Here is a 20,038-nt window from a genome sequence, read left to right as displayed (position 1 = left end):
TCGTAGTCTTTGCGCCGCTCGATGTAGTCGTCGGCGAGCTGTTGTTCGATCGAGCGCGAGCGCTCTTTGGCTTGCAGGACGTCGTCCCGGGTGGTGTGGTCGCGGTCCTCGGCACGGGCGATGTCGCCGGCAACCCGAACGAGACCTCCGAGATTCCGAAACAGCAGCGTGAGATGGTCTTTTCGGCCCGCCCGGCGCTTTGCCTCGAGGATGAGCTCCTCGACGGCCTCGCGCTCGAAGTGGGGAAGGCGGCCGTCGCGTTCGACCTCCTGGGCGATAAAGCGGGCGTACTTCCGGCGCATCTCGGGGGTATCCTCGATGGTGTCGTCCATGTAGACCTCGTAGCCGTAGCCTTTGATCCGCGAGCGCAGCGCAGGATGCATGTTCTCCATCGCATCGAGGTTCCCCGCCGCGATCATGACGAAGTCACAGGGGACGGGTTCGGTCTGGACCATCGCGCCCGAGGAGCGTTCGGACTGGCCGGTGATGGAGAACTCGCCTTCCTGGATCGCCGTCATCAGCTTCTGTTGGGTCCGGACGTCGAGGGTGTTGATCTCGTCGACGAACAGCACGCCCTTGTTCGACTTGTGGATCGATCCCGGCTCGACGCGGTCGTGGCTGGGCGTCTCCATGCCGCCGGACTGGAACGGGTCGTGGCGGACGTCGCCCAGCAGTGCACCGGCGTGAGCGCCGGTGGCGTCCTCGAAGGGGGCGGTTCGCTGATCGCCGTTGTCGACGATCATGTTCGGCACCATCGCGTCGGTGCCACGGGAGGTGTAGCGGAAGATCAGCCAGACGATACCCGCCGCGAGGATCCCAAGGAGGATGTTCATCGCGAGGATCGCGTAGCCGATAATGATCGCGATGATGATCCACATCAGGATCGAGCGCATCTGGTTGCGCTTTCTTGCTTCCTCCTTGTGGGCGTCGATGATCTGTTCGCCCTTGCCGGCGGGAACGGTCCGAACCTTCGGTTCGTTACCGTCGTCGGGGTTGTGATAGACCAGGACGTCCTGGAGGTCCTCCTGGGGCAACAGCTGACTCATCGCCTTGGCCAGCATCGATTTCCCCGTTCCGGGCGAGCCGATCATCATCACGTGACGACGCTGTTTGGCCGCCTTGATGATGATGTCTCGAGCCTCGTCCTGACCGATGACCTGATCGACGAGTCGGTCGGGGACCTCGATGTCCGCCGTCGAGTCGATCTGGAGGCCGCCGAGCAAGTCGTCTTCGGCGTTCTCCTCGTCGATTTCGACGCCCGGGTCGACGTCGACCGTGCTTCCAAGATCCTCGACGGTCTCGATCTCGTCGTCCGACGTCACGGGATCGTCGTCGGGATCGGAGCCAGGCCGGAGTCCGTCGGTCGACTCCTCGAGGTCGTCGACATCCTCACGACGGTCGTCGTCCAGTTCCTCCTCGGGCGACGACCGATCTCCCCGACGCTCCTCGGAGCGCTCTTGCTCCGTGACTCGCTTCTCGCTGGAAGCGGAGTTTGGGGCGTCTTCGGGAGGATCGTCAACGTTCGTATCGTTACTCATAGAACTCTGTTCGGTACCTGTCTCGAAGGGATTGCCACTGATATACTTTCTCCATGCGGAGCATGGTGTCAGTGGTTGAAAACACGCCATAGCGGCCCCGACGGACCGATCTAGAATTCTAGCGATCCCGGCCGGGCGGCGACGAACTCGCCACGCTTAAGCGCTGTCGCAGAACACTCTTCAGCATGACGCGGGGGTTTTACATCGGCCGATTTCAGCCGTTTCACAACGGCCATCAGAACATGGTCGAACAGATCGCCGACGACGTCGACGAACTCGTCCTCGGCATCGGGAGCGCCGACAACTCGCATACGGTTCGCAATCCGTTTACCGCCGGTGAACGGATCATGATGATCACCAAGTCACTCGTCGACACTGACCTCGTAACCTACGCCGTTCCGATCGAAGATTTAGAGCGCAACTCCGTCTGGGTGAGCCACGTCCAGAGCATGAGTCCGGATTTCGACGTTGCCTACTCGAACAACCCGCTGGTCATCCAGCTCTTTCGCGAGGCGAACATCGAGATCCGCCAGTCGCCGATGTTCAACCGCGAGGTCCTCGAGGGATCCGAGGTGCGCCAGCGGATGATCCACGGCGGCGACTGGGAGTCGCTGGTCCCCGAAGCAGTCGCCGAGGTCGTCGGAGAAATCGGCGGCGTCGAACGCATCCAGATGGTCAGTGACTCCGATTCGAACAGCGAGTGAGACGGATTGCTGTCCCGATGTCCCGGCCCACCCGCCGCACGGTCACGGCTGTGCCGGAACTGACGGACAGCAAACCGTACGAGTCGTCGAAAACGGGGAACCGTCGACGGACGGTCGAAAGAACGTGACTCCCGACTCGAGGCGCATCGATTTTTTGGGTCGGCCGACTACGAGGGGTATGATCACGCTCGCTTCCGACTTCGGGACGCCGTACCCCGCGGCGATGAAAGGGGTGATCCTCGAGCGAACCGAGGCGCAACTGATCGACGTCGCCCACGACTTCCCGAGACAGGACGTCCGAACCGCCGCGTTCTGGCTTCGGGAGGTGCTCCCGTACTTCCCGCCGGCGACGCACCTCGTCGTCGTCGACCCAGGCGTCGGAACCGACCGCGACGCGATCGTCGTTCGCGCCGGCGACCACGCGCTCGTCGGCCCGGACAACGGCGTCCTCGTTCCCGCATCCTGGCGACTCGCCGACGGCGGGATCGAGACGTACGTGATCGACGAGTCGGCTCTCGAACCGGTCGTACCCGCTCACGCGCACTCGAGCAACACGTTTCACGGCCGAGACGTGTTCGCACCGGCGGCGGCCGACGTCCACGAGGTCGGCGTCGACTCGCTTGCGTCGCTTTCGTTTCTCGAGGCGACCGACGAGTACGTCGATCTCCGACTGCCGGCGGCGACCGTCGACGCCGACCGTGCGAGCGGCGAGGTCCTCGTCGTCGACGACTTCGGGAACGTCATCACGAACGTTCCGGGGGAGTTCCTCGAGAACAGATCGCGACTGCTCGCGAACGGCGAACCGGTTCCGGTCGGCGAGACGTTCGCGGCCGTTCCAGCCGGAGACCGCCTCGCGACCGTCGGGAGCCACGGCTACGTCGAACTCGACGTCAATCGGGGTCGGGGAGACGACGCGTTCGGACTCGCGGTGGGCGACGGCGTCGTCCTGGAGTCCCCGGAGTCGTCGTCCGGCCGGTAACGGGGATCAACGCGAGGCGAGTCCGCTCGATCCGGGATCGATCACGATCTCGCCGTCAGCCCAGACCGTAACGCGACAGTCGGCGAACGCAAACCTGATCGACGCGCCGACGGGTTCGGCGCGATCGGTCCGCCAGTGGGCAACCATGGCGTTTAGGGCGTCGGGATCGACCCGTCGGGAGAGCGTCTCGAGCTCGATCGGCTCGACGTCCCGAAGCGACGCCATCGCCTCGAGCACCGCCGAACTAACGGGTTCGTACTCGTCCTCGTCACACCAGGTGTGATACGTCCGTCGACCCTGGTCGTAGTAGATCGCCCGTCCGGCGTCGTCGACCGCGGTCAGTCGGTCTGGCAGTGATTTCCCGGACATCACGTCTGGATTTTAGACGTGTTAACAGATAACAGTGTCGGCCAGCCTGACGGAAAAATCGACAAACAGCGGAACGACGAACGAAAGAAATCGGGGACGAACGCGGTTATTCCGCGGCGATGACGTCGTCGATGCGGACGATCATCGTTGCGGCCTCGGTCGCGCTTTCGACGGCCTCACGTTTGACGTCGGCGGGATCGACGACGCCGTACTCGAACGGATCGTCGATGGTGACGTCCTCGCCATCGGTGATCAGACCAGCCCGGCCCTCGGACTCGTGGGCGGCACGAAGGTCCACGAGCGCGTCGATGGGGTCCTGGCCGGTGTTGGCGGCGAGCGTCCGTGGGACGATGTCGAGTGCGTCGGCAAAGGCCGTCACGGCGAGCTGTTTGCGGCCCTCGATGCCGGCGGCCTCCTGGCGGACCTTGTCCGCGATCGCGATCTCGGTCGCACCCGCACCGGGGACGACCTCGCCGGATTCGAGTGCGGTCGCGACTACATCCAAGGCGTCGCCGATCGCTCGCTCGAGTTCGTCGACGACGTGTTCGGTGCCGCCGCGGACGAAGACAGTGACGGCCTCGGCAGCCGCGCCGCCCTCGATGAACGCGAGGTCGTCGTCGCCGAAGTTCTCGGTACGGATCAGGTCGGCCTCGCCGAAGTCGCTCTCCTCCAGATCGTCGAGTGCGCCGACGCGGCGTGCACCCGTCGCGGAGACGACGTCTTTGGCGTCCGAACTCGTGAGGTCGTCGAACAACAGGACGCCCTCGCTTGCGAGTGCCGAACTCACGCGGTCGTCGACGCCGTCGGTGGTGAAGACGACGTCCGCACCGCTTTCGGCGATCGTTTCTGCGTAGCCCTGGAGTTCGCCCTCCTCGGCGTCGATCGCGGCGTTGAGCTGATCGATGGAGTCGATCGCGTACTCGGCGTCGATCTCGCCGGTCTGGACCTCGAGTTCGACGTCGAGGACGGCGATGGAGGCGTTCTCGACCTCGCTCGGCATCTCGTCGTGGGCGGGTTCCTCGTCGAGGACGATACCTGGGACGAGTTCGGTCGCGTTCGAGGAGGCACCGATCTGGGTGTGGACGGCGACGTTGTCGCGGGCGACGCCGTCCTCACTGTCGACGTGGCGGACGGCCTCGACGACCGTCTCGGCCAGCGATTCCGCGGTGAGTCCACCGGTACCCTTCCCGGTCATACTCGATTCGGCGACCTGCTTTAGTATCTCGTCGTCGACCTCGGCTTCCTGGACCTGCTCGTCGATCGCCTCGAGGGCGATCTGGGCCGCCTCGTGGTAGCCCTCGACGATCGTCGTCGCGTGGACGTCCTGTTCGATCAAGTCCTCGGCCTCGCCGAGTAAGTTGCCGGCGACGACGCCCGCAGTCGTCGTCCCGTCGCCGACTTCCTCTTCCTGGGACTCGGCGACTTCGACGATCATCTGGGCCGCCGGGTGTTCGATATCCATCTCGTTCAGAATGGTCGCGCCGTCGTTCGTGATGACGACCTCGCCACCCGAATCGACGAGCATCTTGTCCATCCCGCGGGGACCGAGTGTGGTCCGGACGGACTCGGCGACGGCCTTGCCGGCCATAATGTTAGACGACTGGGCGTCGCGGCCCTGCGTTCGCTGGCTATCCTCGCTCATGATGAACATAGGCTGTCCGCCCATGCGTCGCTGTTGTGCCATCGTTGAATCCTCACTAATATTGTCGTCAGCACTTCTATATAAGTGTTTCCCTACCGATGCCACTCCCTCTGGCGATTACCGTGTGAACGCCCGGCACGAAGCTCCGATCGCGAAGTCGGTAGCAAAATATGGATTGACGCGGTACGTTCCCGTGGGATGCTGGAGCTGGAACACGGGTTTCGGGTCGTCGATGTCTACGCTCGACTCTCCCCGGGACCGAGGGATGGGGATACTCGCGGGCCGACGATCTCACCGGATCGGCTCGAGCGAGAGATGCATCAGGCCGGAATCACCAGATCGGTCGTCTTCGCGCCGGCAACGGCGGAGACGAGCTACGTCGGGCCGAACAACAGCGTCGCACGCCACAGCGTCGACCGGCCGTTCGTGGCGTTCGCCCGGATCAACGGGACGAAACGATCCGAGCGAAACACCGCCGGTCGGCTCCACAACGCGGTCAGCCGTCGGAAGGAGTTTCATACGACCCCGAGTGACGTCGAACGCTACGCCTACGACGATCGGTTTCACGGCTTCGTCCTGGATCCGACGGTCGACGACTACCCCGACGAGGATCTGCTCGCGGTGCTCGACGACGTCGGACTCCCCCTGATCGTCCGCGGCGGCGTCGAGGCTCCGCCCGACGTGCTCGCCGAGACCGTCCTCGGCCACTCCTTTCCCGTCATCGTCGCTCACTTCGGTGGCCACCCCCTCGAGCGCTCGCTGATGCACGAGATGATCGACCTGCTCGGGGAGTACGACGACTGCTACGTAGAGACGAGTTTCGTCCGTTACCGCGACTTGCTCGAGCGAGCGCTGCTCGAACACCCGGACCGCGTCCTCTTCGGGAGCGGCGCACCGTTCTGTCACCCGGACGTCGCGCTGATGGAGATTCTGACTCTCGACGTCTCCGAGGACAAACTCTGGCGGGCGTTCTCGAAAAACGCCTGTCGGGTCGTCGACGCGCTCGCGCCTGAATCCGAACTTCGACAGTGAGCGACGAGGGTACACTGCCGACCGGCGACACGACGACGCCGGCCGACGGAGAGTCCCCAGCACTGACCTGAAGCGCCACCCGCCGTCGCTCGCGGGTCGTCGCGTCGGGTCTTCGGCTCGTGCAGCAAACGAGGTAGTTTATACGAGTCCATGGAGATTGCCGTCGTATGCACGCGAGTTGGATCGATCGTCTCTCGGCGCGCCACCGGCGACCGATCGAGGGGTGACCACGGTGGGCTATCCCTTGCCACAGTGGACCGTCGATCGACTCGAACTCGTTCGCATCTACGGCTACGGCCTCTGTATGGGAACGGCCGACGCCCTCCCGGGCGTCTCCGGCGGAACCGTTGCGCTCCTGCTTGGCTTCTACGGGCGGCTGATCGCCGCCATCACCGCACTCACGCCCGGTCGCGTGAGTGCCGTCGTCCGTGGATACGACCCCGATCGCCGGGGTCAAGCGCGGGAAGCGCTCGTCGAGATAGACCTCGTGTTCTTGCTCCCGCTCGGCGTCGGCATGGTGACCGCCGTCGCGCTGATCGCGGGTGCGGTCTCCGCGCTGGCCAACTCCCACCCCGTCGTCCTCTATGGCTTTTTCACCGGGCTGATCGCCGCCTCGGCGGTCGTTCTCTTCCGGAGCCTCGAGTTCGCGTCGGCCGAACACGTCCTCGCTGCCGCGGCTGGCACCGGCCTCGCCGTACTCGTCGCGAGCAACGTGATCCAACTTCCCGGAAGCGGCCCGCTGTTGATCCTGGTCGCCGGCGCGTTCGCGATCAGTGCAATGATCCTCCCCGGCGTCTCCGGCGCGTTGATCCTGATCCTGATCGGCCAGTACGAGTTTCTCTCGACGGAACTGACCGCGTTTCTCGAGGCCCTCGGAAATCTCGTCTCGGGGGGTGGGACGATCGAGGCGGCCCTCGAGCCGGGGACGACCGTCGTGTTGTTCGTCGCTGGGGGGTTCGTCGGCCTCCTGACGATCGCCAGGGTCGTCCGCCGGGCGCTCGAGTACCGTCGGGATCTGACGCTGCTCTTTCTCGTCGGTCTCGTCGCCGGCTCGATTCCCGCGCCGCTGTACAATATCGCGGAGACACACGCCTGGACGACGAGCGTCGTCGTATCGACCGCAATGTGGGCGCTTCTCGGCGCAGTCGTCCTCTTCGGCCTCGACACGCTCGCCGGCGGATTCGATCCCGAGTGACCCACACTACGTTTCCGACTCCTCACGTCGATCGTACACTCTGACGGCCCGATCGTGTCTGGACGAGAGGCCGTTCGGATTCCGTCTCGCGGAGCGATCCGAGTACCGGGCACGAAGCCCGTCACGGTTGCCCGCGGCGGCGTTGGCGACGACGTCGACGCCGTCGGAGAACCAGTCGGTCGGCGTCACGTCGCCGGAAACGACCCGACGAATCCCGGAGAGACCGTCGCGAACCGCTCGAAACGCCGTCCGCCCGAGGACGGTCGGTCGTGGTCCGTAGTTCTTCGCGAGTCGGTAGGTGATCGAACGATACCTCGTTCCCCACTCCGGCTCCGGCGTCCCGCCATCGGCACCGAACTCACTTCGAACGGCCATCTCGGCGCTCCAGGCGACGTCGAATCCGAGCCCGGCGATGCGGTGTGCACAATCGCGCTCGCCGTCGATCTCGAGGTACTCGTCGAAGCCGTCCAGCGCCGAGAGGACGGTCCGATCGAACGCGACGTTGTCCGCGTCGAAGGCGAAGACGCGCCGGCCGGCGACGGTGCGAGGCGAATTCGGGTCGCGGTCGTACGGGGTTTCACCGGTGATCGGTCCGGCGACGACGTCCGATCCGGTCTCGAGTGAGCGTTCGATCGCGTCGTACCATCCTGGCTCGACGGTGTACTCGCCGTCGAGAAAGGCGACGGTGTCACCGTCGGCAACGCCGAGGCCTGCGTTTCGAGAGACGTTGGGGTTTCGCTCGGAAATCTCGACGAGGACGTCGACGTCGGCTCGCTCGCGAACGGCACCGGTCGTCCCGTCCGAAGACGGGCCGTTGACGACGATCACTTCAGTCGAGGACGGCGTTCGATCGGCGAGAGCGTCGAGACAGGTGAGTAACTGCTCCCGGTCGTTCAGCGTCGAAACCACTACCGAGAGCTCCATACAGCATCATAGGCCCCCCGAACGGTAAAAAGCAGGTGGGTTCCGCGGCGAATGCGACCAGCGGGTGGATCGGGACGGCGACCCGCGGACTCCAGAAGCGTCCGTCAGTCACCGAAGCCGAGTGTTCCAGTAGGAGACGGACGCAAAGTGGTCCGTAATCGGGGTGCCACCGACGACCGTATCGAGCGTTCGAATGGGCGAGGCAAGCGAGTTCGGGATCGACCGGTACGCTCCGTAGGGGACGAGAAAGTCGTCCTCGACGTCGACCAGCGTCAGGTCCGTCTTCGCCAGCAGCGTCGAAACCTCGCTTTTCGAGTAGAGTCGCGATCCCATCGGCAACGCCCAGTTGTAGACGCTTCGGGCGCTGAATCGGTTGAACGTGTCGAAGACGATCTGTTCTCGCGAGACGCGGCGCATCTCCCGCAAAAACGCCTCCGGATCGTCCGCGAGGTGGAAAAATCGCATCGCGATGACGGTGTCGAAGTGATCGTCGGGAAACGGCAGTCGCCCCGCGTCGCCCCGAAGGAACTCGAGGGTTCCCGATAGCTCCGCGTTCTGCGATTTCGATCGTCCCTGCTGTAACATCGCCGCCGAAATGTCCAGTCCCACGACGTCCGCGCCGGCCTCCGCGAGCATCACGGTAAATCGCCCGGTACCACAGGCGATCTCGAGGATGCGGCGGTCCTCGACCGGCGTGATCGCCTCGAGGACGGCCTCCTTCTCGCGGCGGTCGATGAGCTGCCCACCGCGCGAGAAGCGTTTATCGTCGTACTCCTCGGCGACGTCGTCGGCCTGGTACCACTCCTGTCCTTTCACACTGGGCACAACTACAGGAGCGCGGGGATAAAACGATACTGGAGTCGGTCGACGACGCCGGTCGCTGGCGACGCCCCAGTCTCCGGCGATGGGAGCCGATTGCCCTGGAGCCACTGGCGACGACCATCGTGGACGTGGTGTCGATCTAGAGTTAATACATCATTCATACACCTATTACAAACTGGATTGTTCGTATCTGCATATAGGGAAGCTTTACCATCGATTATTCCACTCGGGTAGATATGAGCACGAGCACAGCCGAAGACAGGATCGGTGCCGCAGAAGAGCCACTGCCCGAAGAGGAGTACCTCGAGCGACTCCGCGACCTTCCACCGAGTGCGAAACTCGTCGCGAAGGTTCTCGAGGCCGACTCCCCGCTCTCGCAGGGGCAACTCGCCGAGGAATCGCTGCTTCCGGACCGGACCGTCCGGTACGCGCTCAACAGACTCGAGGACGTCGAACTCGTGGGCTCGCGCTACAGCTTCCGCGACGCACGCAAACAGGTCTACTTCCTCAGGCGGTAGACGCGTCGTCATCGCGTTCGATCTCGATACGCACTTTTTTCCCCAGGCCCGTGAGGACGTATGAGGGTTACTCGCCACCCCGTCGAGACCACGACCCGCGCGCCGACGGGATCGACCAACGCGTATCTCGTTGGGACAGATCCGGCGATGCTCGTCGATCCCGCGGGGCGAACGGACGAACTCGACCGAGCCGTTGCCGAACGTGGGGTCGAACACGTCCTCCTCACGCACACACACTCCGACCACGTCGGTGCCGTCGACGCCTACGCCGCCGAGACGGGTGCGACCGTCTGGGCCAGACGCGGCCACGTCGACCGATTTCGGGACGCGACCGGGCGCTCGCCCGACCGGACGGTCTCGCCCGAAACGTCGATCACACTCGGCGACGACGCCGTCCGCGTCCTCGAGGCCGCCGGACACGCGCCGGACCACGTCGCACTCGTGGCTGGGCAGAACGGACCCATCCTCTGTGGTGACTGCGCCGTCCGCGACGGGAGCGTCGTGGTCGGCACACCCGAAGGAGACATTCGCGCGTACGTCCGAACGCTTCGACGACTGTGGACGATCGACCCGCCAACGCTGTTTCCCGGCCACGGTCCCGTCGTCGACGCGCCGCGGGAGACTCTCGAGCGACTGCTCGAGCACCGCGCCCGGCGGGAGCGTCGGGTCCTCGCGGCCGTCGACTCCGGCGCGCAGACGCTCGAGGAGATCCTCGGGACGGCCTACGAGAAAGACCTAAGCGGCGTCTACGATCTCGCCGAGGCGACGGTCGTCTGCCACCTCGAGACACTCGACGCCGAGGGCCGACTCGCGTGGGACGGGAAACGAGCGAGACCGATCAGAAACTCCAAACGGTAACGGAGATCCCGTCACGACTGCCAGTACGCTCTCGTGAGCAAGACGAGCACCGGGAAAATCTCGAGGCGTCCGATCCACATGTAGAGGATCATCAGAAGCTTGGAACTCCTCGGGAACGACTCGTAGCCGCCCATCGGACCGGTGACCTCACCCAGTCCTGGGCCGATGTTTCCGAGGGTCGCGATCGAGGCGCTCACGACGTCGATCAACTCGAGTTCGAGACCGACGCGAGCCGCGTCGGCGGCGAGCAACCCGACGCCGACGAAGAAGATGACGAAATACAGCAGCGTGAACGCGTAGATGCCACGGACCGCGTCCTCGTCGAGCACCTGCCCGTTCATCCGGACCGGGCGAACCGCCTCCGGGTGGATGGCCGTGAAGACCTCGCGTCGCAACGACTTGAGGATCACCAGCCAGCGAAGCACCTTGATCCCGCCGCCGGTCGAACCGGTGGAGCCGCCGATGAACATCGCGAACAGCAACAGCCCCTTCGTGGGTCCACTCCACGCGTCGAAGTCCATGTTCGCGTAGCCGGTCGAATTCGTCAGCGAGGCGATTTGAAAGGTAGCGTAGCGGGCCGAGCGTTCGAGGTTCCCGCCGATAACGCCGGTTTCGGGCGTCTCGAGGGCTGAAAAGAACAACATCGCCGTGCCGACGAGCGATAGCGTCGTCACCGCGCCGAGATAGAGCCGGAACTCGTTGTCCCGGAACAGGGCCCACGGATCGCCCGAGATCACGTGCCACCACAGCACGAAGTTCACGCCCGCGACGAACATGAACGGAACGACGAGCCACTGGACGGCCGGCGAGAACGCCTCGATGCTTCGGGCTTCCGGCGAGAATCCGCCGGTCGGGAGCGTCGTGAATCCGTGAGCGATCGCGTTGTAGAAGTCCATGTTCGGTGCGTACCCCGCGAGGTGGAGCCCGTAGAGCAACGCGATGTAGACGACCGTAAAGAAGAGGTAGGCAAGCCAGAGCACGCGAGCCGTCTCCGCGATGTGTGGCGTGAGTTTCGAGACGCCGGGACCCGGCGTCTCGGCCTCCATGAGTTGAGCACCGCCGACGGCCATCTGCGAGAGGATCGCGACAGCGAGGACGATGATACCCATCCCCCCGAGCCACTGGGTGAGCTGTCGCCACATCATCATCGCCCGCGAGTGGGTCTCGAAGGAGATGTCGTTCATGACAGTCGCTCCGGTCGTCGTAAAGCCGCTCATGCTCTCGAAGAGCGCGTTGACGGGGTACGCGACCGCTCCGTTTCCGGCGAGCACGTACGGCAACGCGCCGAAGACGGTCGCGAGCAGCCAGGTGAGCGCGACGACGAGAAACGCCTCCCGGGCACCGGGGTCCGGCTCCGACTCGAGTTGCCGAATCGAGAGCCCGAACCCGGCGGTCGCGACCATACTTACGACGAATACCCAGAGATCCTCGCCGCCGTAGGCGAGCGAGACGACGATCGGAACCACGAACGCCAGCGAGAAGGCGGCGAGGATAGTCCCGACCAGAGCCAGTCCGGCACGCCAGTCGACGTGGATCTGCCGGTGCATTCAGATCGCCTCGAGGACCTCCTCGAGGACGTCGCCGTCGACGAAACAGACGACGTGGTCACCGGGTTCGATCGTCGTCTCGCCGCGGGGCGTGATCAACTCGCCGCCCCGCGAGATCGCACCGACCACGACGCCGGACGGGAGGTCGTTCGTCACGTCGGCGATCGGGCCGTCCACGAGCGCGCTGTCCGGGCCGACTTCGATCTCGATCACTTCCGCCCGGTCGTGTTCGAGCATCGCGATCTTCTCGGTGTGTTCGGCCCGCGTAAAGCGGACGATCTCTTCGGCGGTCTCCTCGCGCGGGTTGATCGCGACGTCGATCCCGACCGTCTCGAAGAGGTCGGCGTACTCGAGGTTCTCGATGACCGCGACGGTCCGGTCGACGCCGAGTCGACGCGCCAGGAGGGAGACGAGCAGGTTCTTCTCGTCGCCGTCGAGGGCGGCGACGACGACGTCCGCCTCGTCGACGTGTTCTCGAGCGAGGAACTCGGCGTCGGTACCGTCGCTCTGGAGCACCATCGTGTCTGGAAGCGCCTCGGCGCACTCGCGGGCACGATCCGGATCCCGTTCGATCAGTCGCGGACTGTAGCCGTGCTCTTCGAACTCGCGAGCGGTCTGGAATCCGATCTCGCTGCCGCCGACGACGACCACTTCGTCCGGACTCGCCGTGTCGGGAGCGGCGATGTCGGTGCTGAAGTCCGTGACCGAGTGTGGGCTGCCGATCACGACGATCCGATCGCCGGCACGGAGTTCGGTGTCGCCGCTGGCGACGATCATCTCGTCGTCACGGAAGATTCCCGCGAACGTCAGCGAGTCCCACCGGTCGGCGTCGGCGACGGTCGTGCCCGCGACGGGGCTTTCGGGTCCGATCTCGAATTCGGCCATCCGCACGAGCCCGCCGACGAACATGTCGACGTCGTGTGCCGCCGGGAGCCCCGCGATACGGAAGATCGCGCGTGCGGTCAGCAAGTCGGTACAGACCATGAAGTCGACGCCGAACGCACCGCGAGAGCCCTCCCACGTCTCGAGCAGAGTCCGTCGCCTGACGCGGGCGATCGTGAACGCGTCGCCTGCGGCTTTCGCCGCGCCACAGATGACCACGTTGGTCTCGTCGCTGTCGGTCGAGGCGATTACGAGATCGGCTCGTTCGATTCCGGCCTCGCGCAACGTCCCGAGTTCGGTTCCGTCGCCGCGGACGGCGAGAACGTCGTGTGAGTAGTTCAGTTTCTCGACGATATCGCTGTCCGGGTCGATCACGACGACGTCGTGTGAATCCTCGAGGTTGGCCGCAATCGCTTGGCCGACGGCTCCTGCGCCGACGACAATTACGTGCATGGATCGTACCCCATTCGTTCGAGCCGACGTTACTGGGTTTGGAAACATAGAGCTATCGCTCGAGCCGTTGGATGACTGCCTGACGGAACGTCCGTGGAGCACGTTGGTCCCCGCGGGCCATCAGAACCGTCCCGTCGCTTTCGTTGACGATACGCTGTGGGATAGATCCGTACAGTGCCTGCGCGACGGTACTCGTTCCGGTCGCGCCGACGCAGACCGTTTCGTACGCCGTCGCCTCCGCGACGAGCACGTCTCTGACGTCGTCGTCCGTGACGATCACCCGTGATTCGTACTCGTCGGTCGCGAGTTCTGCATCGGCCGCGACGTCGGAAATTACCTCAGTACCGATCGCCTCGGGATCGACGTCCGCGTCGTCGGGCTCCGACTGGACGTTCAACAGCGTCAACGAACTCTCCGGGAACGCCCGTGCGAGTTCGGCCGCTCGGCGCGCCGATGCCGACGCGTGTGGTCCGCTCCCAGCGAGCATGACGATGTTTCCGGGCGTCTCGACCGGGTTCCTGACGAGCGTCACGTCACACCGTGCCCGCTCGAGGAGCGGGTCGATCGTCGAGCCGAAGAGGACGTCCCGTCGACGCCGTTCGCCATCCCAGCCGAGGAGAACGTGATCCGCGTGTTCCTGCTCGAGTACTGACAGCAACGACTCGCCCGCGCTTCGTCCGACGATCGCCCGCGTCCGAAGCGGGACGTCGAGTTCCTCGGCGACCCCTCTGGCGTTCTCGAGGAGTTCCCCCTGGCGTTCGACGCGTTCCTCCTCGAATTCGATCTGGGATGGCGAGGTCTGGGGCGGTACTTCGATCACGTTGACGGCGACCAGTTCGGCCTCACCCGGTCGGCTCGCGGCGCTCGCAGCCGCATATTTAATTAGCGGACGCTGAGTTGCCGGGTTCGACACGGGAACGACGACGCGGTAGACGTCCGCGTCGACGTCTGTCTCCTGTGGAGCGACGGCTTCGCCGATGAGCGTCGTCGAGATGGCACGGTCTTTCGCGTAGCCGGCGTACCAGAGGATGCTGAGGAGGACGATGAAAAGTCCGATCAACTGGACCCACGTGATCGGTGCGAGCGAGAGCGTGACGGCACCGACCGAGAAGGTGACCACACTCTCGCCCATCTGAACCATGACCACGAGACAGGCGACGAAGCCGAGGATCGGGACGATCGGGTAGAGTACCGACGGTATTCTGAAGTCGGGGTCGTACCCCTCGGGCTCGGCCCGTCGCAGGACCACGACGGCCACGTGGACGAGCGCGTACGTGATGAGGAACATGAAACTCGCGACGTCCGCGAGCGTGTCGATCGGGAGCGGGCTGGCGACGAGTGCGAGGATGACGATCCCAGTCGCGATGATCGCGCGGTACGGCGTCCGGTACCGTTCGTGAATCTCGTTGAGCCAGTTGGTGAGGATCTCGTCGCGGCCCATCGCGAAGTTGACGCGTGCGGCCGAGAGGATCGATGCGTTGGCCGAGGAGATCGTCGCCATGATCGCGCCGACGATCATGATCGTCGAGCCGACCGCCGCGAACTCGAGGGTGTAGCCGCCGGCGGTCGCCGCACCGAGGTTCCCGGCGGCCGCGGCCGCGACATCCGCGACCGGAACGTCCGATTCGGCGAGCGTCGGAATCTCGAGGGTTCCGGTGCTTACGAGCATGACGAGCACGTAGAGGATCGTCGGCGTGACGACCGCTGCGATCATCGACAGCGGGAGGTTCCGGCCGGGATCTTCGATCTCTTCGGCGCTTGTCGCGATCACCTCGAAGCCGATGAACGTGACGAAGACGGTGCCGGCGGTCGCGCCGACGGCAGGCCACCCGCCCGCCGCGGTGAACGGCGTGAGGAGGTCGGGATCGATCGCGAACAGCCCGACCGCGATGAAGACGAGGATCAGTCCGACCAGGAAGATGACGATGACGTTCTGGAGCGAGCCGGTCTCCTTGACGCCGCGGTAGTTGACCCCCACGAGGATCGCCGACATGACCAGCCCCGCGAGGATCACACCGGCGGCGTCGGAGGGGAGATTGAGAAGGTACTGGCCGAAGCCAAGCATGTAGAACGCCGTCGCGAACATCAGCCCGGCCCACATCCCGAAGCCGATGATCGTCCCGAAGAAACTGCCGAGCGCGTGGTTGACGTAGTAGTAACTCCCGCCGGCTTTCGGCATTCCGGTCGCCAGTTCCGACAGCGACAGCGCCGCCAGCAAGGCGACGACGCCGCCGATTGCGAACGCAACCATGCTCGCCGGACCCGCCGCCTCGGCGACGATTCCCGGCAGGACGAATATCCCCGCACCGATCATCGTCCCCAGTCCGAGGGTGTACGCCTCGAGGAATCCCAGATCCCGGGCGAGTTCCTGATCCGAATCAGCCATATTCAGCGCGACCTCCCCCCCACTTGAACGAGGTGCGAAAGGTTCGACCTATCTACAGTAGTTTCGGATTCCGTAAACCCACTCATATATCTGGTTGTGATTCGGCCCTGTGAGATAAATGTGTTTACTCTTCCGCACACGGCTACGATTGTCACCCAATTCAAACGAGGTTCTGCGGCCGAAGGAGGTCGCTATCGCCAAAGTCGCCACAAAACATCAATTCCCACATCATATAAGAGAATTTCATAGAGTTTCATTGTGGCCCCAAACGTGATCGAGTATTTCGGTATCGTAAATCTAGTGGATTTATATTATCGGATCGAAAACGGAGTCGTGGTAGAAATGGGAATCGAACGACAACACGGTTGGTCGAAAGCTCTCACGAGGAGGAAGCGATGACCGACGATATCACGACACACGTGCTCGTTCCGGTCGCAAACGAGCAGGACGCTCGAGTGACGTGTGAGGCGCTCGAGTCTACAGTCGAACGACCGGTCGAAGTGATTACGGTCGTCCACGTCATCGAGAAAACCGAGGGCTACATGGACAAAGCGCCCCTCGAGGCGCGACAGGAGCAGGCCGAACGGGTCTTTTCGATCGTCGAAGATCGGTTCGCCGACGGCCCGCTCGTCCGACGCGAGCTTCGGTACGGAACCGACGTCGTCGACGAAATTCTCGCCGCGGCCGACGACGTGGGTGCGACGGCGATTGGCTTTAGTCCGCGGCCGAGTGGTCGCCTCCATCGCCTCTTGTCGGGGAACAATTCGTACAGGCTGATTACCGAGAGCGAACAACCGGTCGTCGTCTTCTCACGACGAAACCCTGACGATCGCTGACAGAGACAACCATGTATATCGTTATCATCGGTGCAGGGAGCATCGGCTCGAATCTGATCGACCTCGCAGTACGCGACGGCAACGACGTCGTCGTCGTCGAGAGCAACGATGAGCGGGCGGACGAAATCGCCTCACAGTACGACTGTCTCGTCCTCAACGCCGACGCGACGAAAAACGGGACGCTCAAAGATGCAAACGTCGACCGCGCGGACGCCGTCATCTCGACGACGAACATCGACGCCGTCAACATCATGGTGATGTTGCTCTCCCAGGAACACGACGTTCCGAACCTCGTCAGCGTCGTTCACGATCCCGAAAACCTGCCCGTCTTCGAGAAGATCGGCGTCACGCTCATCGAGAACCCCCAGCGGTTGATCGCCGACTACCTCTACCACTCGGTCCGCTACCCCGGCGTCAGCGACTTCATCGAACTCGACGACGAGACCGAACTGGTCGAACTGACCGTCACCGACGACGCCCCGATGACCGGTCAGCCCCTCGAGACGGCGAACGCGTCCGGCACGCTACCCGAGGGGTGTCTCGTCGTCGCCCTCAAGCGTGACGACGAGATTCGAGCACCGAGAGGGGAGACGACGATCCGCGCCGGCGATCAGGTGACGGTATTCACGGACGACGTGACGCTCGCTGACGCAGTCGCGGCGTTTGCGGGCGATCGGTGAGACCGATGTCGTTGGGAACAGTCGGGCGGGACATCGGACGGATTCTCCAGGTCGTTTCGCTCACGACGTTCGTCTCCGTTCCAGTCGCGGTGGCCAGCGGGGAGCACTACGCGGTACCGGCGTTCGCGATTTCGGGGCTGGTCATGTTCGCGATTGGCGTCACGCTCTCTCGGGGGTTCGTCGACGCACCGGACCCCGGCAAACTCCACGCCATGCTCATTGCGGCGACAGCGTGGGGCGTCGTCGGCGTTCTCGGCGGCCTTCCGTTCCTGCTCGTCGCGTGGACGATCACGCTCGATCCGTTCCCCGCGTGGGCGAACACACCGTCGATGAACGGGACGACCGCCGTCTTCCGGCATCCGCTCAACGGGATCTTCGAGAGCATGAGCGGCTTTACGAGCACCGGGCTCACGATGGCAGCGATCGAGGACGATCTCCCGCGGTCGCTGCACTGGTGGCGCTCGTTCACCGAGTGGATCGGCGGTGTCGGCGTGATCGTGCTCACGGTCGCCATCCTCGCCCGGCCCGGTAGCGGTTCGCTCACCCTTTACCAGAGCGAAGCCCGCTCGGAGAAGATCCACCCCAGCATCGTCTCGACGGTGCGCGAGATATGGAAGATCTACCTCGGATTCACGCTCGCGGCAATCGCGCTCTTTCTCGCCGCCGGAATGCCCCTCTGGGGCGCGATCAACCACGCGATGACCGCGATAGCGACGGGTGGGTTCTCGATCCACGCCGATTCGATCGGCCACTACGGCAGTCCGTTGATCGAGTACGCCGTCGTTCCGGTGATGGTCGCCGGCAGTATCGCGTTCCCGATCCACTACCTGATCCTCAACGGGGAGTTGCGGAACGTCTACACCGACATTCAGACGCGATGGGTGTTCGTCTGGTTCGCCCTCGGAACGATCGCGTTAACCGGAATCCTCGCCCTCAACGGCGAATACGACTCGCTCGAAGAGGCGTTCCGGATCGGTCTGTTCCAGTTCGTCTCCGCCACGTCGAACACGGGGTTCGGAACGGCGACGATCGGCGGTGGAACCGAGCGGGCCTGGACCGCGGGCGCGACGTTGTTCGTCTGCCTCGGAATGCTGACCGGTGCGGCGGCCGGTTCGACAGTCGGCGGACTCAAACTGATTCGCGTCATCACGCTCCTCAAGGGTACGGTCTGGCAGGTCAGAAGCGTCTTCACGCCGGCCAGCGCGGTTCGACGGCTTCGTCTCGGGAAGCGAACCCTCGACGAAACGCAGGCCCAACGCGAGTACACCGAGGCCGCCGTGGTGTTCGTCCTCTGGATCGCGTTTCTGATCGTCGGGATCGCCGTACTCCTGTGGACGCTCTCGCCCCATCATCCCCTCGAGTACGTGATCTTCGACGTAATGAGCGCACAGAGCAACGTCGGTCTCGATGCCGGAATCACGGGACCGGACATGCCCGACGCCGCAAAGGTCATGCTGCTGTTCAACATGTGGATCGGCCGACTCGAGATCATCCCGGTTGCGGTGTTATTGGGATCAATCTTCCGGCGTGGCGGCCTCTACGAATGAGCCCCCACCTCGTCTCTCAGCGACCGGGTCGAACGTAGCTACTTTTGATTCGAAAATAAGCCGACGTCGAATTGAGGGATGGAAAGTACAGTAGATATATATTCCGCCATCACGCAGAACGGTGTATGGGCGATGGGACCGGCGGAAGCTATCGACTCGACGAGATCGATCGGCGGATCGTCTACGCGTTGATGGCCGACGCCCGGAACACGTCGGCTCCGGCGATCGCCGAGGAGGTGAGCGTCTCCGGGGCGACGATTCGCAACAGAATCGCACAGCTCGAGGAACACGGCATCATCGAGGGCTATCACGCGACCGTCGACTTCGAGCACGCCGACGGTTCGCTGATGAACCTCTTTCTGTGTCACGCGGCGTTCGGCGACGTCGAGGGCGTCGCCCGCAAGATCGGGACGATTCCGGGCGTCATCAACGTCCGGGAGCTGATGGGCGGCCGGATGAACCTCCACGTCCTGGCCGTCGGCACCGACACGAGCGACCTCCGACGGATCGGCCGCGAACTCGAGAATCTGGAGGTCGAGATCGAAGACGAGTTCCTCCTCCAGAACGAACACGACTTTCCGTACACGCCGTACGGGCCGGCCGACGGCCGCCGACTCGAGCCGCTTGCCGACTACATCAGCCTCACCGGCGGTGCGGACATCGTCGAGGTGACCGTCTACGAGGACGCCCCGATCGCCGGTCGAACGCTCGAGGAGGCCGCCACAGACGGAACGCTCGCGGACGAAACGTTGGTCGTCGCGATCGAACGCGACGACGCCGTCATCACGCCACACGGGGACACGGAGATCCGACCCCACGACGTCGTGACGGTGTTCTCGCCCGACGGAACCGACGGCCCCGCACTCGAGGGGTTCCAGGTTCCGTCCGGGGAGCCGAGTCCGCGAGCCGAGTGAGATGCCCGTCGACAGACTCATTCCCGCGTTCCTCCAGCGGGACGACGACGCGCCGAACGAAGACGCGGTCCTCCACGAGTGTCGCCACTGCGGCTCGAAGTTCGACGAACCAGTATCGCAGTGTCCGGTCTGTGACTCGACGGAGATCGCAACCTACGAGTTCCCCGACGACTCGAGCAACGAGGACGAGAGCCCGGGCGAAGAGCCCTGAG

At 64.2% G+C, this 20,038-nt stretch carries 19 protein-coding genes; 11 read left to right on the top strand and 8 right to left on the bottom strand.

Translation table 11 applies throughout. The annotated features are described in order from the left end of the window. Positions 1-1,538 (bottom strand): ATP-dependent protease LonB (gene lonB / locus FYC77_RS13905; RefSeq protein WP_149082096.1); only part of this gene is annotated, 1,538 nt, incomplete at its 3' end. A 185-nt stretch (positions 1,539-1,723) separates the two neighbouring features. Between lonB and FYC77_RS13900 the strand changes: the two genes are divergently transcribed. Together FYC77_RS13900 and FYC77_RS13895 are read left to right on the top strand one after the other, a co-directional pair. Then, complete coding sequence (locus tag FYC77_RS13900; protein ID WP_149082095.1) at positions 1,724-2,242, top strand: nicotinamide-nucleotide adenylyltransferase; 519 nt, start codon at positions 1,724-1,726, stop codon at positions 2,240-2,242. A gap of 178 nt (positions 2,243-2,420) precedes the next feature. Next, positions 2,421-3,221, top strand: a complete 801-nt coding sequence (locus tag FYC77_RS13895; protein ID WP_149082094.1) for an SAM hydrolase/SAM-dependent halogenase family protein — start codon at positions 2,421-2,423, stop codon at positions 3,219-3,221. A 6-nt stretch (positions 3,222-3,227) separates the two neighbouring features. Here FYC77_RS13895 and FYC77_RS13890 read toward each other — a convergent pair whose 3' ends face one another. Together FYC77_RS13890 and thsA are read right to left on the bottom strand one after the other, a co-directional pair. Beyond that, a complete protein-coding gene (locus FYC77_RS13890) occupies positions 3,228-3,590 on the bottom strand; it encodes a HalOD1 output domain-containing protein (RefSeq protein WP_149082093.1) in 363 nt (120 codons plus the stop codon). A 106-nt stretch (positions 3,591-3,696) separates the two neighbouring features. Beyond that, on the bottom strand, positions 3,697-5,241 hold the full coding sequence (gene thsA / locus FYC77_RS13885; protein ID WP_149082101.1) for a thermosome subunit alpha: 1,545 nt from the start codon (positions 5,239-5,241) through the stop codon (positions 3,697-3,699). Positions 5,242-5,430: 189 nt separating this feature from the next. On the opposite strand from thsA, the gene FYC77_RS13880 reads away from it, so the two are divergent. Both FYC77_RS13880 and FYC77_RS13875 read left to right on the top strand, forming a co-directional pair. Beyond that, the gene (locus tag FYC77_RS13880) at positions 5,431-6,264 is read left to right on the top strand and encodes an amidohydrolase family protein (protein WP_149082092.1); all 834 of its coding nucleotides are present in this window, start codon (positions 5,431-5,433) and stop codon (positions 6,262-6,264) included. Positions 6,265-6,496: 232 nt separating this feature from the next. Further along, positions 6,497-7,459, top strand: coding sequence for a DUF368 domain-containing protein (locus tag FYC77_RS13875; RefSeq protein WP_202911841.1), 963 nt, complete (start codon positions 6,497-6,499; stop codon positions 7,457-7,459). A gap of 6 nt (positions 7,460-7,465) precedes the next feature. Here FYC77_RS13875 and FYC77_RS13870 read toward each other — a convergent pair whose 3' ends face one another. Further along, complete coding sequence (locus FYC77_RS13870; protein ID WP_149082091.1) at positions 7,466-8,383, bottom strand: glycosyltransferase family 2 protein; 918 nt, start codon at positions 8,381-8,383, stop codon at positions 7,466-7,468. Between the two features lie 108 nt (positions 8,384-8,491). Continuing rightward, positions 8,492-9,199, bottom strand: a complete 708-nt coding sequence (locus tag FYC77_RS13865) for a class I SAM-dependent methyltransferase (protein WP_149082090.1) — start codon at positions 9,197-9,199, stop codon at positions 8,492-8,494. A 242-nt stretch (positions 9,200-9,441) separates the two neighbouring features. Here FYC77_RS13865 and FYC77_RS13860 point away from each other — a divergent pair, with 242 nt between their 5' ends. Together FYC77_RS13860 and FYC77_RS13855 are read left to right on the top strand one after the other, a co-directional pair. After that, entirely contained in the window at positions 9,442-9,723 is a 282-nt protein-coding gene (locus tag FYC77_RS13860) for a MarR family transcriptional regulator (protein WP_149082089.1), read from the top strand. Positions 9,724-9,783: 60 nt separating this feature from the next. Then, a complete protein-coding gene (locus tag FYC77_RS13855) occupies positions 9,784-10,581 on the top strand; it encodes an MBL fold metallo-hydrolase (RefSeq protein WP_149082088.1) in 798 nt (265 codons plus the stop codon). 11 nt (positions 10,582-10,592) lie between these two features. Here the strand turns inward: FYC77_RS13855 and FYC77_RS13850 are convergent, their stop codons facing one another. From FYC77_RS13850 to FYC77_RS13840, 3 genes are read right to left on the bottom strand one after another with little or no spacing between them, the layout of a single operon-like run. Continuing rightward, entirely contained in the window at positions 10,593-12,128 is a 1,536-nt protein-coding gene (locus FYC77_RS13850; RefSeq protein WP_149082087.1) for a TrkH family potassium uptake protein, read from the bottom strand. Beyond that, the gene (gene trkA / locus FYC77_RS13845) at positions 12,129-13,463 is read right to left on the bottom strand and encodes a Trk system potassium transporter TrkA (protein WP_149082086.1); all 1,335 of its coding nucleotides are present in this window, start codon (positions 13,461-13,463) and stop codon (positions 12,129-12,131) included. 52 nt (positions 13,464-13,515) lie between these two features. Next, positions 13,516-15,849 (bottom strand): amino acid permease, encoded by a 2,334-nt coding sequence (locus FYC77_RS13840; RefSeq protein WP_149082085.1) that lies wholly within the window; start codon positions 15,847-15,849, stop codon positions 13,516-13,518. Between the two features lie 395 nt (positions 15,850-16,244). Between FYC77_RS13840 and FYC77_RS13835 the strand changes: the two genes are divergently transcribed. The 5 genes from FYC77_RS13835 (at position 16,245) to FYC77_RS13815 (ending at position 20,037) form a co-directional block, all read left to right on the top strand. Next, positions 16,245-16,685 carry a universal stress protein gene (locus FYC77_RS13835; RefSeq protein ID WP_149082084.1) on the top strand — a complete coding sequence of 147 codons (441 nt, stop codon included), beginning with the start codon at positions 16,245-16,247 and terminating at the stop codon, positions 16,683-16,685. An 11-nt stretch (positions 16,686-16,696) separates the two neighbouring features. Then, a complete protein-coding gene (locus FYC77_RS13830) occupies positions 16,697-17,365 on the top strand; it encodes a potassium channel family protein (RefSeq protein ID WP_149082083.1) in 669 nt (222 codons plus the stop codon). 5 nt (positions 17,366-17,370) lie between these two features. Then, on the top strand, positions 17,371-18,912 hold the full coding sequence (locus tag FYC77_RS13825; protein WP_149082082.1) for a TrkH family potassium uptake protein: 1,542 nt from the start codon (positions 17,371-17,373) through the stop codon (positions 18,910-18,912). Positions 18,913-19,037: 125 nt separating this feature from the next. Then, complete coding sequence (locus FYC77_RS13820) at positions 19,038-19,826, top strand: Lrp/AsnC family transcriptional regulator (RefSeq protein WP_149082081.1); 789 nt, start codon at positions 19,038-19,040, stop codon at positions 19,824-19,826. Between the two features lies 1 nt (position 19,827). Beyond that, a complete protein-coding gene (locus FYC77_RS13815) occupies positions 19,828-20,037 on the top strand; it encodes a hypothetical protein (protein WP_149082080.1) in 210 nt (69 codons plus the stop codon). The last annotated feature ends 1 nt before the right edge of the window (position 20,038 follow it).

It is taken from the genome of Natrialba swarupiae (assembly GCF_008245225.1).
In the GTDB taxonomy this organism is placed as follows: Archaea; Halobacteriota; Halobacteria; order Halobacteriales; family Natrialbaceae; genus Natrarchaeobius; species Natrarchaeobius swarupiae.
The sequence above is the reverse complement of the archived record's forward strand: the minus strand, read 5'-3'. Positions and strand labels throughout refer to the sequence as shown.

Excerpts from the sequence above, each read along its gene's own strand:
- FYC77_RS13900 (WP_149082095.1), top strand. The coding sequence starts at position 1,724 with ATGACGCGGGGGTTTTACATCGGCCGATTTCAGCCGTTTCACAACGGC.
- FYC77_RS13825 (WP_149082082.1), top strand. The coding sequence starts at position 17,371 with ATGTCGTTGGGAACAGTCGGGCGGGACATCGGACGGATTCTCCAGGTC.
- FYC77_RS13835 (WP_149082084.1), top strand. The coding sequence starts at position 16,245 with ATGACCGACGATATCACGACACACGTGCTCGTTCCGGTCGCAAACGAG.
- FYC77_RS13855 (WP_149082088.1), top strand. The coding sequence starts at position 9,784 with ATGAGGGTTACTCGCCACCCCGTCGAGACCACGACCCGCGCGCCGACG.
- FYC77_RS13895 (WP_149082094.1), top strand. The coding sequence starts at position 2,421 with ATGATCACGCTCGCTTCCGACTTCGGGACGCCGTACCCCGCGGCGATG.
- trkA (WP_149082086.1), bottom strand. The coding sequence starts at position 13,463 with ATGCACGTAATTGTCGTCGGCGCAGGAGCCGTCGGCCAAGCGATTGCG.
- FYC77_RS13850 (WP_149082087.1), bottom strand. The coding sequence starts at position 12,128 with ATGCACCGGCAGATCCACGTCGACTGGCGTGCCGGACTGGCTCTGGTC.
- thsA (WP_149082101.1), bottom strand. The coding sequence starts at position 5,241 with ATGTTCATCATGAGCGAGGATAGCCAGCGAACGCAGGGCCGCGACGCC.
- FYC77_RS13890 (WP_149082093.1), bottom strand. The coding sequence starts at position 3,590 with ATGTCCGGGAAATCACTGCCAGACCGACTGACCGCGGTCGACGACGCC.
- FYC77_RS13880 (WP_149082092.1), top strand. The coding sequence starts at position 5,431 with ATGCTGGAGCTGGAACACGGGTTTCGGGTCGTCGATGTCTACGCTCGA.
- FYC77_RS13860 (WP_149082089.1), top strand. The coding sequence starts at position 9,442 with ATGAGCACGAGCACAGCCGAAGACAGGATCGGTGCCGCAGAAGAGCCA.
- FYC77_RS13815 (WP_149082080.1), top strand. The coding sequence starts at position 19,828 with ATGCCCGTCGACAGACTCATTCCCGCGTTCCTCCAGCGGGACGACGAC.
- FYC77_RS13870 (WP_149082091.1), bottom strand. The coding sequence starts at position 8,383 with ATGGAGCTCTCGGTAGTGGTTTCGACGCTGAACGACCGGGAGCAGTTA.
- FYC77_RS13830 (WP_149082083.1), top strand. The coding sequence starts at position 16,697 with ATGTATATCGTTATCATCGGTGCAGGGAGCATCGGCTCGAATCTGATC.
- FYC77_RS13820 (WP_149082081.1), top strand. The coding sequence starts at position 19,038 with ATGGGCGATGGGACCGGCGGAAGCTATCGACTCGACGAGATCGATCGG.
- FYC77_RS13840 (WP_149082085.1), bottom strand. The coding sequence starts at position 15,849 with ATGGCTGATTCGGATCAGGAACTCGCCCGGGATCTGGGATTCCTCGAG.